15 protein-coding genes are annotated in these 15,211 nt (G+C 60.5%); 9 read left to right on the top strand and 6 right to left on the bottom strand.

Annotated features, from left to right (window positions below):
* Window positions 1–236 precede the first annotated feature (236 nt).
* A complete protein-coding gene (locus C8D99_RS05890) occupies window positions 237–1,427 on the bottom strand; it encodes a M20 metallopeptidase family protein (RefSeq protein WP_133957194.1) in 1,191 nt (396 codons plus the stop codon).
* A gap of 177 nt (window positions 1,428–1,604) precedes the next feature.
* On the opposite strand from C8D99_RS05890, the gene C8D99_RS05885 reads away from it, so the two are divergent.
* On the top strand, window positions 1,605–2,075 hold the full coding sequence (locus tag C8D99_RS05885) for a ferritin family protein (RefSeq protein ID WP_133957193.1): 471 nt from the start codon (window positions 1,605–1,607) through the stop codon (window positions 2,073–2,075).
* 59 nt (window positions 2,076–2,134) lie between these two features.
* Here C8D99_RS05885 and galE read toward each other — a convergent pair whose 3' ends face one another.
* Together galE and C8D99_RS05875 are read right to left on the bottom strand one after the other, a co-directional pair.
* On the bottom strand, window positions 2,135–3,142 hold the full coding sequence (gene galE, locus C8D99_RS05880; RefSeq protein ID WP_133957192.1) for a UDP-glucose 4-epimerase GalE: 1,008 nt from the start codon (window positions 3,140–3,142) through the stop codon (window positions 2,135–2,137).
* A gap of 13 nt (window positions 3,143–3,155) precedes the next feature.
* Window positions 3,156–3,701: a helix-turn-helix domain-containing protein gene (locus tag C8D99_RS05875; protein ID WP_133957191.1), complete on the bottom strand. Its 546-nt coding sequence runs from the start codon at window positions 3,699–3,701 to the stop codon at window positions 3,156–3,158.
* A 172-nt stretch (window positions 3,702–3,873) separates the two neighbouring features.
* Between C8D99_RS05875 and C8D99_RS05870 the strand changes: the two genes are divergently transcribed.
* On the top strand, window positions 3,874–4,203 hold the full coding sequence (locus tag C8D99_RS05870) for a hypothetical protein (protein ID WP_133957190.1): 330 nt from the start codon (window positions 3,874–3,876) through the stop codon (window positions 4,201–4,203).
* Window positions 4,204–4,276: 73 nt separating this feature from the next.
* Here the strand turns inward: C8D99_RS05870 and C8D99_RS05865 are convergent, their stop codons facing one another.
* Window positions 4,277–5,260: an ROK family protein gene (locus C8D99_RS05865; protein WP_133957189.1), complete on the bottom strand. Its 984-nt coding sequence runs from the start codon at window positions 5,258–5,260 to the stop codon at window positions 4,277–4,279.
* Between the two features lie 324 nt (window positions 5,261–5,584).
* Here C8D99_RS05865 and C8D99_RS05860 point away from each other — a divergent pair, with 324 nt between their 5' ends.
* Both C8D99_RS05860 and typA read left to right on the top strand, forming a co-directional pair.
* Entirely contained in the window at window positions 5,585–5,914 is a 330-nt protein-coding gene (locus tag C8D99_RS05860) for a hypothetical protein (protein ID WP_133957188.1), read from the top strand.
* Window positions 5,915–6,106: 192 nt separating this feature from the next.
* Window positions 6,107–7,987: a translational GTPase TypA gene (gene typA / locus C8D99_RS05855; protein WP_133957187.1), complete on the top strand. Its 1,881-nt coding sequence runs from the start codon at window positions 6,107–6,109 to the stop codon at window positions 7,985–7,987.
* A gap of 36 nt (window positions 7,988–8,023) precedes the next feature.
* On the opposite strand, the gene C8D99_RS05850 is transcribed toward typA, so the two are convergent.
* On the bottom strand, window positions 8,024–9,163 hold the full coding sequence (locus C8D99_RS05850; protein ID WP_166670032.1) for a sensor histidine kinase: 1,140 nt from the start codon (window positions 9,161–9,163) through the stop codon (window positions 8,024–8,026).
* Between the two features lie 141 nt (window positions 9,164–9,304).
* On the opposite strand from C8D99_RS05850, the gene C8D99_RS05845 reads away from it, so the two are divergent.
* The 5 genes from C8D99_RS05845 (at window position 9,305) to C8D99_RS05825 (ending at window position 14,164) form a co-directional block, all read left to right on the top strand.
* Entirely contained in the window at window positions 9,305–10,492 is a 1,188-nt protein-coding gene (locus C8D99_RS05845) for an MFS transporter (RefSeq protein WP_166670031.1), read from the top strand.
* Entirely contained in the window at window positions 10,485–11,531 is a 1,047-nt protein-coding gene (locus C8D99_RS05840; protein ID WP_133957184.1) for an NAD(P)H-dependent glycerol-3-phosphate dehydrogenase, read from the top strand. The genes C8D99_RS05845 and C8D99_RS05840 overlap by 8 nt, the downstream gene beginning before the upstream one ends.
* A gap of 50 nt (window positions 11,532–11,581) precedes the next feature.
* A complete protein-coding gene (locus C8D99_RS05835) occupies window positions 11,582–11,752 on the top strand; it encodes a 4Fe-4S binding protein (protein ID WP_133957183.1) in 171 nt (56 codons plus the stop codon).
* Between the two features lie 123 nt (window positions 11,753–11,875).
* Complete coding sequence (locus C8D99_RS05830; RefSeq protein WP_133957182.1) at window positions 11,876–12,934, top strand: GGDEF domain-containing protein; 1,059 nt, start codon at window positions 11,876–11,878, stop codon at window positions 12,932–12,934.
* Window positions 12,935–13,012: 78 nt separating this feature from the next.
* Complete coding sequence (locus tag C8D99_RS05825) at window positions 13,013–14,164, top strand: MFS transporter (protein ID WP_133957181.1); 1,152 nt, start codon at window positions 13,013–13,015, stop codon at window positions 14,162–14,164.
* A gap of 42 nt (window positions 14,165–14,206) precedes the next feature.
* On the opposite strand, the gene C8D99_RS05820 is transcribed toward C8D99_RS05825, so the two are convergent.
* Entirely contained in the window at window positions 14,207–14,953 is a 747-nt protein-coding gene (locus C8D99_RS05820; RefSeq protein WP_133957180.1) for an MBL fold metallo-hydrolase, read from the bottom strand.
* Window positions 14,954–15,211 lie beyond the last annotated feature (258 nt).

The raw sequence follows: 15,211 nt of genomic DNA, 5'->3' as shown, positions 1-15,211 counted from the left end.
AAGACCTGAAAAACCTGAAAAAGGGTAAGAAAGAAAGGAAACGGGGAAACGAAAACAGTTCATTTCCCCGTCCGGGGAGTTATCCCTTTACTTGAAGGAAAGAACCTGCGGATTTAGGATGAGCGAAGAACATCGACGGGCAGCGGGGAGCGTTACCGGTGCTCGCTGCCAGGGGAAATTTCGGATTTGGGTTTCGACAGAATCCAGAGGCAGCGAGAAGCGTTGCCTCTGCCAGCCTACTCCAGCGGCACCCCGAGGTAGTCCAGGGCCGTCCCGGCGAAGACCGCGAGCCCCGGGGCGATGGCCGACTCGTCGGCGAAGAAGTCCACCGAATGGCCCGGTGTCACGGGCCCTCCGGGACGCTTCACGCCGAGACGGATGAAGAGCCCCGGCACCTTCTCCATGATGAAGGCGAAATCCTCTCCGCCCATGGACGGGTCGGGAAGGGAGACGTACCGGTCCTTTCCCAGCAGCTTTTCCGTCACCGCCTCCAGCCTGTCCACGAGCCCGTCGTCACAGATCAGAGGCGGTGTTCCTCTCTGAATCCCCACAGCAGCGGAGCCGCCCATGGCTTCGGCGAGAGCGGGGACCATCTTTTCCAGTTCCCGGTGGACCCTCTCCCTGGTCTCGGGCTTCACCGTCCGGATGGTCCCCTCGAGCGTCACGCTTCCGGCGATGATGTTCCTGGCGATCCCGCCGTTGATCTGCCCGATGGTCACCACCACGGGGTCGGTGGGGGCCACGAACCGCGAAGAGATCGTCTGGAGGGCTCCGATTACCTGTCCGGCGATGACCACGGCATCCCGCCCCGTGTGGGGATGGGCCGCGTGGGACTGGCAGCCCTTCACCCCGATGGTGAGGCCGTCGGCACCGGCGAGCATGGGGCCCTTCCTGGAGGAGATGATGCCCGCGTCATGCTCGGAGAACACGTGAATGCCCACGGCGGCCTCCACCCGGGGATTTTCCAGGGCACCGGCCGCCAAGAACTGGATCGCTCCTCCGAGAACCTCCTCGGCGGGCTGGAAGAAAAATTTCACCGTCCCGGCGAACTCGCTCCTGTGACGGGCCAGGATCCTGGCCGCGCCCAGCAGCAGGGCGGTGTGGACGTCGTGCCCGCAGGAATGGACCACCCCCGGCCGTTTGGACTTGAAGGGTACGTCGGCCATCTCGTCGCCCGGAAGGGCGTCCATGTCCCCTCTCAGGGCGATGCACCGGCCCTCTCCCGGCTTCGCCCCCCGCACCTCGGCGAGAATTCCCGTAGGGGAGATCCGTCGGATCGAGTCGATTCCATCGACCTCCTTCAGCACCGACTCCACGTAGTCGGCGGTGTCGAACTCCTTCAGGCTCAGCTCGGGATTCTCGTGAATATGGCGGCGGTATGCCACCACATCCTCTTCGATCTCCCTGACCGATTTCCACAAATCCATTGACTATCCCAGCCTTTCATCGGAAATACATTCTGTTTTCATTCTCTCACAGGCCGGGAGCTTTTGAAAGGCAAATGCCCCGGTGTGGATTGAATTCAATTTATGTTTTTGGAATTTTCTCCGGCTTGGGGTATAATGAGGAGCGGAAATAACCTATATATCAGGAGGGGATGGAATATGACAGTGGCATTCGACATGAAGGAAGCTCTCCGGTACGGCGTCCATGCAGAGATCGAGGCAAAGCAGTTCTATAAAATGTGGGCCGACAGCGTGGACGAGGAACACCTCAAGAAGGAGCTGCTGGAGCTCTCCGACTGGGAGAGCGAACACGAGGCCAGCCTCCTGAACTACTACGAGAAGATGTACGGCGAGAAGTGCCCCATCGACCACAATCTGGTGGTGGCCCCGGAGCTGAAGGTCCAGACAAAGGACTTCGGCGACGTCACATCCGTGCTGCGCATTGCTTCCGCCGCCTATCTCTCCGAGATGCGCGCCATGGAGTTCTACGAGCGCCTGGAAAAAGAGAGCCAGGGCGAAACTTCCATGATGTTCGCCAAGATCAAGGATATGGAGAAGGAACACATGGACATCACCAAGAAACGCTACCTCAAGATCCGCGAGGACGTGGTGGGCTTCAGGGCCTTCTGATCCCTTCCGGTTAAAGAAAAAAACGCCCCGGCGGGGATCAGCCCGCCGGGGCGTTTTCCTTACTTTTCCCGGGTTTCCCTCAGGAGTTCCCGGTTCCACCCGTCACGGCACATGTCGTCCAGGGTGCGCTTCGCCGTCCAGCCGAGCACGTCCCTGGCCCTGTCCGTCCGGGCATAGCAGGCGGCGATGTCACCGGGCCGCCGCCCGACTGTCTCGAAGGGAACGGCTCTTCCAGAGGCTCTCTCGAAGGCCCTGACCAGCTCAAGCACCGACGTTCCTTTTCCGGTCCCCAGATTGAAGGCCTCAGCCCCGCGCATGCCCTCGAGAAACCTGAGGGCGCTCACGTGCCCTTCGGCCAGGTCGCAGACATGGATATAGTCCCTTACGCCCGTGCCGTCAGGGGTGGGATAGTCATCGCCGAAAACGGAGAGTTTCTCCAGGAGCCCGGAGGCCACACGGCAGACGTAGGGAAAGAGGTTGTTCGGGATGCCCCTGGGATCCTCGCCGATCAGGCCGCTTTCGTGGGCCCCGATGGGATTGAAGTACCGCAGGAGGGCGATGGACCACTCCGGGTCCGACGCCGAAAGGTCCCGCAGCATCTGCTCGATCATGAACTTGGACCACCCGTAGGGGTTGGTGCATCCCAGGGGAGAGTCCTCGTCCAGGGGCATGGTCGAGCCCGTGGCGTAGACCGTGGCGGAGGAGCTGAAGACCAGCCGCTTCACCCCCGCGGCCGCCATGGCGCCGCAGAGAGCCAGTGTGGAGCCGAGATTGTTCCCGTAATACTCCAGGGGCTTCGCCACCGACTCCCCCACGGCTTTCAGCCCCGCGAAATGGATCACGGCGGAAACGGCGTGGTCCCGGAAAAGACGGTCGAGGGCTTCCCTGTCCCGGACATCGGCCCGGACACACTTCATGGGCCGGCCGGCGAGACGCTCCAGCCGTACGGGCACGTCGGGGCTGCTGTTGGAAAAATTGTCCGCGATCAGGACATCATACCCCGCTTCCGCCAGGGCCACGCAGGCGTGGCTCCCGATGAACCCGGCCCCGCCGGTAACAAGAATCACGGCCTCTCCCCCTTCATCCCGTCTTTCCGTCCCCGTCCCAGAGCAGCAGGGCATTCTCGGCCTCCAGGCGCCCCTTCAGCCGGGAGAGTTCTTCCCTGGTCAAAATCAGTCCCCGGATCTTCCGCCCGATGAGTTTCTCGATCTTGTCAGAAAGATGGTCGAAATAGCTTCTGTCGATCTCTCCCACAAGGACCAGGTCGATGAGCCCGGAATCGATCCCCCGGGCGTAGTCTCCCGTCACGAAGGCCATCTCCACGTTGCCCAGCCGGCGTATCACCTGTTCCACCACCTGGTCGATCCCCAGGGTCTTGGCGGCGATCCGCTGCAGTTCCGGGAACAGGGGGTGGGCCGTGTTCGCCCGGTACACCTTTGTCCGGCCCTCGTCGGCGCACTCCAGCAGCCCCGCCTCGGACAGGCGGTTCAGCTCCACCCGCACGCCGTTGGTGGACTCGCCGAACTCGTCGGCAAGACCGCGGAGATAGGCGCTGGTTCCAGGATTCAGAAAAAACTTCAGCAGCAGCCGGGCCCTGGTTTTTGAAGTGATGAGAGATTCAAGCATACGAGTGCCTTCTTTACGGGAATTTTGTCACGAGTAATTTTATTGCTCACGAAAGGGAAAGTCAATTTTGCACCGTTCTCCCAGGGGGAGAAATCCGCGGACTCAAATACAGAGTTCACTTTTCCGACTTTTTGGTGTATTATTAAATGTTACCAGAAAGGAGGCGGAGAAAATGGCAAACGTCAAGCTGAAACTGATCATGGAGCGCAGCGCTGCCGGCGGCAGCGGAGGCTGCAGCACCTACGTTCCCGGAAGCGAAGAGACTGAGTGGAGGAAGGACTCGGCGGAAGAGATCGGCGCTCTTCTCTCGGGCATCAGGGAGACCTTCGGCGACAGGGTCCATATTTCAGTCATGGACCCGAGAAGCATCTTCTCCTTTTTCGACCTTTTCCGGTACAGGGTCCGGGGAACGGATCCCGTCTGGATTCTGAACGGCAGGAAGGTCTTCGAGGGGGTTCCTTCCCGGGACGAGCTCGAGCAGTCGATACAGCGCCTGCTGTAACAAAAACCGGGTCCGGGGGGCAGCCCTTCGCTGAAGGTCTGCCCCATGTCCGGACACTCTTTTCATCCGCCGTTCAACTCTCCTTCTGTTCCCCATAATACAGCGCCACCGTCAGGGCAGCCATGTCACCCACAGCCTCCCCAAACCCGCATGGGACCACATCACAAGCCATTCGGGAGGCCGGAAGGGCCTCCTCTCGGATCACCCCTTCGGCGACGGGCCAGATGAGGTCGCGGCATCGTGAAAAGATGCCGCCGAGAACGATGCGCTGGGGATTGAAAAGATCGATAAGCATCGCCAGGGCGAGCCCGAGCTGAGCGCCGGAAAGCTCAAAAACCTCCCTTGCCGTGGGATCCCCCTGGCGGGCGGCGCGGGCAGCGGACTCGGCGGTCAGGTTCCCAAGGCTGCCGGGACCGGGACAAAAAGCGGGAGGCTTTCCCTTCTGTATCTCCCGGAGGGCATAGGTCCGGGCGAGCTGGGCAATGCCTCCTCCGCTGCAGAAAGCCTCCAGGGAGCCGATTTTGCCGTACCCCGCCGGACCGTGGGCTGCGATGCGGACGTGCCCCGTCTCCCCCGCCGCGTCGCAGGCGCCGCAGTACAGCCTCCCGTTCAGGATGAGGCCTGCTCCGAAGCCGGTCCCGAAGGTCAGGAAGATCATGTGCTCGCACCCCTTGCCGGCACCGAACCGCCACTCGGCCAGAGCACCGGCGTTGGCGTCGTTGCACAGCCAGGCGGGAAGTCCGGTTCCCCTGCGGAACCAGTCCACCACTGGGATCCTATCCCATCCGGGGAGATTCGGGGGTGATAAAATCAGTCCTGTCCTGCTGTCGAGGGGATTGCCGCAGCTGATGCCGATTCCCGCCACCGTCTCTCCCGCAGGAACACGGGACAGACATTCTTTCACGTCGTCGAGAAGTCCCTCCAGCATAAGCTCCGGAGAATACTCCGCCGTTTTTCTGGGCTCTCCTTTGCAGATCACGCGGAGAGTGTCCCTTTCCGCTTCTCCAAGACAGACGGCGCACTTGGTCCCTCCGATATCCACTCCTATGGCGTACATGCTCATCCCCCCACGGCAGAAAACCTAACAACAGGCCTCCATTTGCCAGACAGTGTATCACCCTTACAATGCAATTTAAAAAATCAGCCATTTTTTCGAAATCATTCCGTTCCGGAAGAGAAAGGGTATGACCCGAAGCGGGAAGGTTGACGTCACATCAAACACGGCCGTTACGCCCTTCCCCGAAGAGTCCGGAGTGATTGTTTCCAGGGCGGAATCAGATCAAACCGTTCCGCTCCGGATGAAAAAATCCGCAGAAAAACAGAGTTCTTATTTCCGTTTTTTTGGTGTAATGTTTTTATAATTGAGAAGGAGGCGGAGAACATGGCGCAGATCAAGCTGAAACTGATCATGGAACGCAGTTCCTCCGGCGGCAGCGGAGGCTGCGGTGCCTACATACCGGGAGGCGAGCAGGTCGAGGGGAGACAGGACACCATGGCTGACATCAGCGCTCTCCTTTCGGGCATCAGGGAAACCTTCGGCGACAGGGTCGATATTTCGGTCATGGATCCGAGAAGCATCTTCTCCTTTTTCGACCTTTTCCGGTACAGGGTCCGGGGGACGGACCCCGTCTGGATACTGAACGGCAGGAAGGCCTTCGAGGGCGTTCCTGCCCGGGACGAGCTCGAACGGTCGATACAGAGCCTACTTTGACGGAAACCGGGCCCGCAGGGAACGGCGCTTTCCCGGGCGTTGCCCATGACCGGCAGGCACGGCGGCTTCCATTATGATTCAGGTTTCTGATTTCAGCGGAATACTCTTGCATTTCATTTCCGCAGGATGTATCATTTTTCCCCTGCAGAGAAGAACCACCAAGTCCGACTGCACCGGAGGAACGGATATTTTATGAAAAGAGCGGAACACATACGCAACATCGCCATCATCGCCCACATCGACCACGGCAAGACCACCCTCATCGACTCCATTTTCAGGGCAGCCCAGGTTTTCCGGGAAAACGCCCGGGTTGAAGAACGGATCATGGACAACAACGAGCTCGAGCGGGAAAAGGGCATCACCATCCGGGCCAAGCACTGCACGGTGGAATGGAAGGGCTGCCGCATCAACATCATCGACACTCCCGGCCACGCCGATTTCTCCGGGGAAGTGGAGCGCATCCTTTCCACGGTGGACTCGGTACTCCTTCTCGTGGACGCCGGCGAAGGTCCCATGCCCCAGACCCGGTACGTCCTGTCCCACGCGCTCCGCATGGGACTGAAACCCCTCGTCTACATCAACAAGGTGGACCGCAAGGAAGCTGACCCGGTCCTTGCTCTCAACGCCACCTTCGACCTCTTCTTCGAGCTCGGGGCCACAGAGGAGCAGGCGGATTTCCCCGTGCTCTACGGTTCAGGCCTTGCGGGATGGGCCGTTTCGGATCTCTCGGAGATCGAGGGCGGAGAGTCGAAGGGAATGGACGCCCTGTTTGAGGCCGTCATCCGCTGCGTTCAGCCCCCGCTGGCCGACGAGGAGGCTCCCTTCAGAATGCAGGTGAGCACCCTGGCATGGAACGAATACACCGGCCGGATGGGCTGCGGGAAGATCCTCCAGGGAAAAATCCGGAAGGGTGAAGAGTTTCTCCGCATGGCCACCCGCTGGGAAAACCCTTCCGACAAGGAAAACGAAAATTTCTCCGTCACGGAGTCGGAACGCACAAAGGCCGTCCAGATTTTCGTCACCCGGGGACTGGAGCGCCTTGAAGTTGAAGAAGCCTCGGCGGGAGACATCGTCTGGATCTCCGGGCCGAAGGAAATCGGCATCGGGGATACTTTCTCCTCATCCGAGCTCGAGGGGCAGGCCCTTCCGCCCCTCGACATAGAAGAACCCACGGTCTCCATGTTCTTCCTGGTGAACAACGGCCCCTTCTCCGGGCAGGAGGGACAGGCCATCACCCTCCGGCAGCTCAAGGCGAGGCTGGAACGGGAGATGCACGTCAACGTGGCCCTTCGGATGGAAGACCTGGGACGGCCGGACGGAGTGAAGGTCTCCGGCCGGGGAGAGCTGCAGCTGGCCATCCTCATCGAGGAGATGCGCCGGGAAGGCATGGAGTTCTGCGTCTCCAAGCCCGAGGTGATCACCGAGGAGATCGGCGGCGCCCTTCACGAGCCCATGGAGGATCTGGTGGTGGACATCCCGGAGGAATACCAGGGCGTGGTGTTTGAAAAGCTCTCGAGGCGGAAGGCCCGGGTGAAGGAGATCCAGAACCTCCGTACCGGGCTCATGCGCATTTTCTTCAACATCCCCACCCGGGGACTCATCGGCTACCGGGGCGAGTTCCTCACCGATACCCGGGGCCTGGGCATCATGTCTTCCCGTTTCTCAGGGTATTCCCCCTGGACGGGGGAGATAACCCCCCGCAGCAGGGGCGCCCTGGTGAGCCTCGATACCGGGGAGGCCACGAGCTACCAGCTGGAGAACCTCCAGGAGAGGGGCACCCTGTTCGTCTCTCCCATGGACAAAATCTACACCGGGATGATCGTGGGCGAGAATTCCCGTCCCAGCGACATGCCCTGCAACCCCACGAAGCGGAAGCAGGCCACGAACCACCGGTCCTCCACGAAGGACTTCACGGTGAAGCTCGACGTGCCGCGGAGGATGGGCCTCGAAAAGGCGCTGGAGTGGATTGCGGAGGACGAGCTGGTGGAAGTGACCCCCAAGTCCATCCGGCTGAGGAAGATCATCCTCGACGACGGGGAACGGAGAAAAGCCGCGAAAAAACTGTCCGCATGAAAAAAGGGCCGCCCCGGAAGGGAGCGGCCCTTTCGCCTATCTGGGAAGGGGTACGGGCACCGACAGGGAGACGCTGGTCCCTTTACCGGGCTCGCTCGCGATGGTGAGTTCTCCCCCTATCATGGAGGCCCGGTCTTCCATGTTCATCAGCCCCCATGTACCCTTTTCCTCCGCCTCGCTGCGCACTTTTTCAACGTCGAAGCCCAGCCCGTCGTCGACCACCTTCACCCGGAGCATCTCCCGCCCGATGCTCACCAGTATCCTTATGCGGTGTGCCCGGCCGTTCTTCACCGCGTTGACCACAGCCTGCTGGATTATCTTGAACACTGCGGTCCTCAGGGGAAGGGAAAGCCGGTCTGACTGCCCTTCCACGGCATAGCGCACGTCCGCCCCGGAAACGGCGGAAGTCTGGGAGACGAGACGGTTCAGGGCCACGTCGAAGCCGTCCTTGAGTCCCGTAGGGTTGAGCTGGAAGAGGAAGGAGCGGAATTCCTCCAGGGCGTCCCCGATGTGGGAGCGGGTTCTGGCCAGTTCTTCCCTGGCTTTTCCGAAATCACCCCTGGAGAGAAACTCACCGGCAAGATCGATCATGAGGCCTGCGGCGGAAAACTTCTGGATCGGCCCGTCATGGAGCTCCCGGGCGAGGGATACGCTTTCCCTTTCCGCAAGCAGGAGCCCCGCGCTGAAATCTCTCTGCTCGGGAGAAAGAGAGCCGTTTTCTTCGCCCTCGATGCTGAAGTTGAGGAGATTGAGCACCACCCTGAACCGGTTGCCCATCTCCTCGCTCCTTGTGATGAGCCGTTCGATTCGGCGCTCCTCCCGGTCAAGGTCATCCCGCTGGGCGGCGAGGTGCTTTTCCCTCTCCTCGAAGGCGCCGCGGATTTTCATGAGGTTCATGGCCCGCTCGTAGGCCTCTTTTTCCCTGGACTCGTCCCCGGACCTGGACGCATCGAGGAGGATCTGCCTTGAGCGCCTGTATTCCGCCTCCGCCTTCTCCGAGGCGACAATAACTTCGTTCAGCTCCTTCTGCACGCTCTCCCGGCGGGTGCGGATCTCGAAAAGGCGCTCCCGCTCCTCCTCCCGGAGAGTGGCCAGGCTGTCGATGCTGTACTGCAGGGATTCGCTCACCTTGTCCTGGATCTCCTTCAGTCTCATGGCCATGTCGTCCGGCGCCATTTCCATGTCTCCTTCCCGGATGCAGATAAACTATATGAAAGCATTTTAGCCCTCCGGGGGAAGTCTGGCAATTTCCGCCCTCTCTTCGCCGGAAAAAGGGATACAATAGTCCGTACACCATCACTCCGGGAGGAATTTATCGTGATCGCTGCCCTTATCCTGGGCTGGGCCGTTCTCTATGCCGATCGGACCGCCCTGTATCCCCTGCTTTCCGTCATCGCCGACACCCTGGGAATAACCTCCACCCAGGCGGGAGCCATTACCAGCGCCTACTTCCTTTTCTACGTCCTGCTCCAGATTCCAAGCGGCCTCGCAGCCGACAGGTGGGGGGCGAAGCGGGTACTCATGTCCATGTTCGCCCTCTCCGGCCTCGGCATCCTCGGGTTCGGCCTCTTCGGTACATCCTTCTCCCTCCTGGTCTTCTTCTCGGCTCTCCACGGACTCGGCGCCGGAGCCTATTACCCCTGCTGCTTCGGGACCATGCTCTCCACCGTCCCGGCGGAAAAGCGGGGCATCAGCTCCGGACTCATCGGCATGGGCATGGCCCTCGGCATTCTCGGCGGAATGGCTGTGAGCGGCCCCCTGTACCAGTTTTTCGGGAACTACAGGACTCCCTTTCTTCTTCTCGCCGTTCCCACGGCCCTCATGCTCCCCCTGTTCAAAAAATACCTGCCCGACGTGAAGAACGAAAGCTCCCCCTCCCTTGCGGTGTATAAAAAGCTGTTCAGGGACAGGGACATCTGGAAGATCAACATCGCCACCTTCACATCGCTGTACGGTTTCTGGGCGGCGGCCACCTGGGGCCCGACCTTTCTCCAGGCGGAACGGAGCTTCTCTCTCAACCAGTCGGGACTCTACACCGGCCTCATCGCCCTGACCGCCCTTCCCGGGGGAGTCCTCTGGGGCAGGCTCTCCGACCGCCTGGGAAGGAAACGGACAACCCTCTTCGTCCTTCCCGTGAGCGCCGCCGCACTATTCCTCCTCACAAGGGTGGAAAGCGCACCGGCCATCATCGCCACCCTGCTCTTCTTCGGCCTCTTCAGCAACACCGCATTCTCTCCGGTCGCCGTCGCGTGGATCGGGGACATCGTCAGCAGAAGGCACCCCGGCTCCATGGGTGCCGCCATCGGTTTTTTCAACGGCACCATCATGTCGTCTGCCGTAGTGGCTCCCCTGGTCTCCGGATTTCTTCGGGACCTGACGGGGTCCCTCGTCCCGGCGATCCTCGCCGGAAGCATCCTCATGTTCGGGGGCTCGGTGCTGCTTCTGTTCACGCCGGGCAATTCCGAAAAAAAGGACTGGAAGCGAAAGGAGGTACACCATGGCTGACCTGACGGTTTTCGGCGGAGGAAGCTGGGGCACCGCGCTTGCGGCGTCGGCGGCATCCTCGGGACACTCCGTCTGCCTCTGGTGCAGGAGGAGCGAGCAGGCACGGGCAATCAACGCCTCGGGGACAAATCCCGACTATCTCCGGGAGATTTCTCTCCCGGCAGGGATTTCAGCCACACCGGACATCACGGAGGCCGCCCTGCATTCCCACTACTGGATCCTGGCCCTCCCCACCCAGACGCTCCGGGGGTTCCTCCCCGCCCTGGAGTCCTTCTGCACCGACCGGACGGAGATCTGCAACGTGGCAAAGGGCATCGAGATCGACACGGGGAAGCGGATCAGCGAGATCGTGGGGGAAATTCTTCCCCGTGCCCTCTATTCAGTTCTCTCCGGCCCGAGTTTCGCCGAAGAGGTGGCAAGGGGCCTGCCCACGGCGGTGACCGTGGCCTCGGGAAAGGACGGTTCCGCCCTCTTCTGGCAGTCCCTGCTCAATACGACCCGGCTCCGGCTCTATACCTCCCATGACGTTACCGGAACAGAAACGGGAGGGGCGGTGAAGAACATCATGGCCATCGCCTCCGGGCTGGCTTCGTCCCTCGGGCTGGGGGACAATGCGAGGGCGGCGCTGGTCAGCAGGGGACTTGCAGAAATCATGCGGTTCGGCGAGGCCCTCGGGGCCCACCCCCTGACGCTCGCCGGCCTTGCGGGAATGGGAGACCTGGTTCTCACCTGCTACAGCACCCAGTCGAGAAACTTCAGGCTCGGCATGGCTCTCGGCCGGGGACTTTCCCTCGAGGAGGCGAGGACGGAGATCGGGCAGGTGGCGGAAGGAGCCTTTACCGTTCGGGCCGTGACCGAGGCCGCCCGGAAGCTTTCCGTGGACATGCCCATCTCCAGGGGTGTTCACCGCCTGCTCTACGAAGGAGCTTCTCCCGCGGAAGAACTGGAACGGCTGCTGACCAGGGACCCGAAAGCGGAATATCCGCCCGCCATTCTCTGGAGTTCCTCAAGTTGCCCGAAGAAAGAAAGTGGGGTATAATCCGGACCGGCACAGTGTACCAGCAGATTATATCCGAGGAGGAATGAACAATGGCAAAAGCAGTCGTGGACAAGGATGCATGCGTGGGTTGCGAGACCTGTGTCGGCACCTGCCCCGTGGAATCAATTTCCATGGTTGATGGCAAAGCAGTCGTGGACGAGAGCTGCATCGAGTGCGGCAGCTGCGTGTCCGTCTGCCCCGTGAACGCGATTACCCAGTAATCCGTTTCGGAAAAGGCTGAATCCGCCCTTTTCCGGCCCAAGCCGGAAAAGGGCTCTTTTTTTCCCGCCTCCCGGAGGGTATAATCCTTGTCGCAGGCAGTCAACTAAATTCAGGAGGCTGCAATGGAATACCGAACCGTTCACCGGGGAAACCGCCTCGAAAGAGAATTGCCCGCACTCCGTCTTCTCAGCGTCATCACCGCGGTCTGGTTTCTCGCCGCAGGCTGGGCCGATGTGCTTATGGGATACCCTCTTCTGGCAGTACTCGACCTTTTCCTCGCCCTGCTCTTCCTGTTTTTCCGCATCAGGATGACCACCATGCCCCCCTCGGCCGTCCGGGGCTTCGTTCCGCCCATACTTCTGTTCCTGAACCTGCTTCCCCTGGGGGCTTCCTTCCTCGAGGCCGGATTCTTCACCCTCCTCCTCCGGCATATCGTCACTCTCCTGGGGACAGGTGTTTACATGCAGTTCCGGAGACGGGACGTATTCTTCACCTATCTCGTGATCAACGCCTTCTCCTTCATCGGTACCTTCCTCCTCTCCGGGGACTTCCGGGGAGAAACGGCAAACCTGGCCATCTGCTATGTTTTTATCGTCTCCAGCATGTTCTTCTTCTCCAGACTGCACCGAAAAACATCAAGAGAACTCGCCGCCCTGTCAAACGCCGAACGGCAGGCGCGGGACATGGCCAGCCGCGACCCCCTCACGGGCCTCTTCAACCGGCGCCATTTTGACGGGGAGCTCGCCCGGCTTCTCCTGGAAGGAACCGGCGTCACCCTCATACTCATCGATCTCGACGATTTCAAGAACATCAACGATGCCCACGGCCACCAGGCGGGAGACGATGCCCTGAAAAAAATGGCGTCCGCCGTCACCAGGGCCGTCCGGAGGGACGACATCGCCTGCAGGATCGGTGGGGACGAATTCGCCGTCCTCCTTCCCGCCTGCCCGGAAACCAACGGCCTGTTGATCGCGGAAAACATCTGCCGCCAGGTCAGAAGCTGCGCCCCGTTCCTGAGCGTATCCCTCGGGGTGGCCTCCGCGCCGGGCGGCTCTTCTCCTGGTGATGCCTTCAAAAAGGCGGACACTGCTCTCTACCAGGCGAAATCAAAGGGGAAAGGATGCATCGTGTCCTGCGGCGGGCTCATTCCCGACCTGGCAGCGACGGGCGGAAACGATTGAACAAACTCCCCCGAGAGCATACAATACATCACAGTCCGGAGTCAGCCCGGACCACAACGGCCCCAGGAGGCTTTCATCATGGACCGGCTCATCCTGTCCCTCTTGATTATCAATTTTGCCATCTACTCCTATTCCAATGCCTTCTTCTTTCTCGCCCCCTACCTCGCCGCCCGGGGGTACACCGCCGCATCCGCAGGGATCCTCGTCGGCGTCTTCTATGCGGCCACCACGGCGGTCCGCCCCGTGGGGAGCTGGATCACCGAACGGATGGGCGTGAGAAAGAGCATGATCTGGTCGTCGGGAGTCTGCATCGCCTGCGCCCTGGCCCTCCAGGCCTACCAGGGAGCCTTCGCCTGGTTCGTCGGGGTCCGGGTGGTCATGGGCCTTGCGTACAGCATTTTCATGGTGGCCCTCACCACCTACCAGGCCCTTGTCATCGAGGAGTCGAAGCGGGGGCTCGGATTCGTCCTCATCTCCGTGGGAAGCCTCATTCCCATGTTCACCGTGGTTCCCCTCACCGACTATCTTGTACGGAGCGGCCTGGACCGGTTCTTCATGATCCTCCCCCTCGCCGCCGCCGCCCTTTCATTCTCACTGGCCCTCCGGCTTCAGCCTGCAGGGTACCAGGGATCCTCCGGGCGGGGACAGTCAATGCAGTGGGGGACCTACGGCGACCTCTTCCGGGAAACGCCGGCCGGAAAAATCGTCTTCTCCTGCTTCTTCTTCGGTCTCTGCGACGCATCCATCGTCTTCATCGGCACGGTGCTCATGGAAAAGGGACTCGTTCCCTCATGGTTCATCTTCTCCCTCGGAGGGGGGGCCCTTTTCGTCCGGACGGCGGGAAGAAACCTCTTCAACCGGTACCAGAGAACGGTCTTCGCCGGTCCCTCCTTCCTCATCATGGCCCTCTGCCTTCTCGGCCTCGCCTTCGCCCGCACTTCCCTCGGGCTGGTCCTCTGGGGATTTTTCTACGGCATGGGCATGGGGTACGGCTACCCCGCCCATCTCGCTCTCACGGCGGACCTCGCGGCGCCCCGCCTCCGGGCGAAAGCCTCGGCGCTGGTCCACTTCTCCATGGACCTGAGCTGGTTCATCCTTCCCCTGTATATGGGGTTCGGCTGCACCCTTCTAGGCACCCATCGGGCCTTTCTTCTCTTCACCCTGATCTGTATCGCCACCGCGGTGATGACCACCATCATGTGGCTGCCGGGGAGAAAAGGGCAGGAATAAAAAAGCGCCCCTCCGGCCGGAGGGGCGCTGGATTCCCGGGAACTATCTCCCCATTTTTCGTATCCGGACCTCGATGCCGCTGTCCTTGAGCAGTTCAACAAGTTTTCCGGTGTCCGACTGCCCGAAGTGATAGGGGTAGAGGATTTTCGGCCGGAAAGAAAGGGCGCCGTCCGCCGCCATTTCGGGCGTCATGGTGAAGGGAAGGTTCATGGGAAGGAAAGCGATGCGGATATCCTTCAGATCCTTCATCTCGGGTATGTTCTCCGTGTCCCCCGCGACGTAGATCCGGGTGTCGCCGAAGTTCAGAACGTAGCCGTTGTGCTCCCCCTTCGGATGGAAGGGCTGGCCGTTGTCCCGCTTGTGAACGAGGTTGTAGGCCGGAACGGCTTCCACTTTGACGCCGAGCAGTTCAGTGGACTCTCCGTTTTTCAGAGCCCTTCCCCTGCCCAGAATTTCGGCGCTTTTTCCGTTCAGCACGATATCGGTCTCATCGGTGACGATGTGCTTCAGGGCTTCCCTGTCCAGGTGGTCCTGGTGCTCGTGGGTTATCAGCACGGCGTCCGCCTTCGGAAGGGCTGAATAGTCGGCGATCTTGCTGTAGGGGTCCACGTGGAGCACCCTGCCGCCGAAAGAGAACATCAGGGTTCCGTGGCCGATAAAGGTGATGGTCACCTCTCCGGCGGAGGTTTCAAACCGGTCTTCCTCGAACACCCGGGCTGCTTCTGCTGCAAACGCCCCTCCGGCAGCGAGGAAAACCGCAAGAACTGCGAGTGAAAGGATTTTTATCATGGAACTCTCCTCCTCTAGTTGAATTTTCAAAAATTATACCAGAAACTCAGGGAGAAGAAAAGCATAACATGGCCATTTTCCTCGTTTTCAATCCAACCCTTTATATATTACAATATTTTATAACACATAACCTCAGCCGTCTCTCCACTCCACGCCGGGGAAGGAAAACGATTTCAGGAATACGGCATTTCGCCGACAGCGTTTCTTTAGCAATCTGCTAGAATAATGGACAAATCTGAATCCCCGTTCCGGAAAGGA

Source organism: Aminivibrio pyruvatiphilus (assembly GCF_004366815.1).
Lineage (GTDB): Bacteria > Synergistota > Synergistia > Synergistales > Aminobacteriaceae > Aminivibrio > Aminivibrio pyruvatiphilus.
This window is presented reverse-complemented; position numbering and strand designations above follow the sequence as displayed.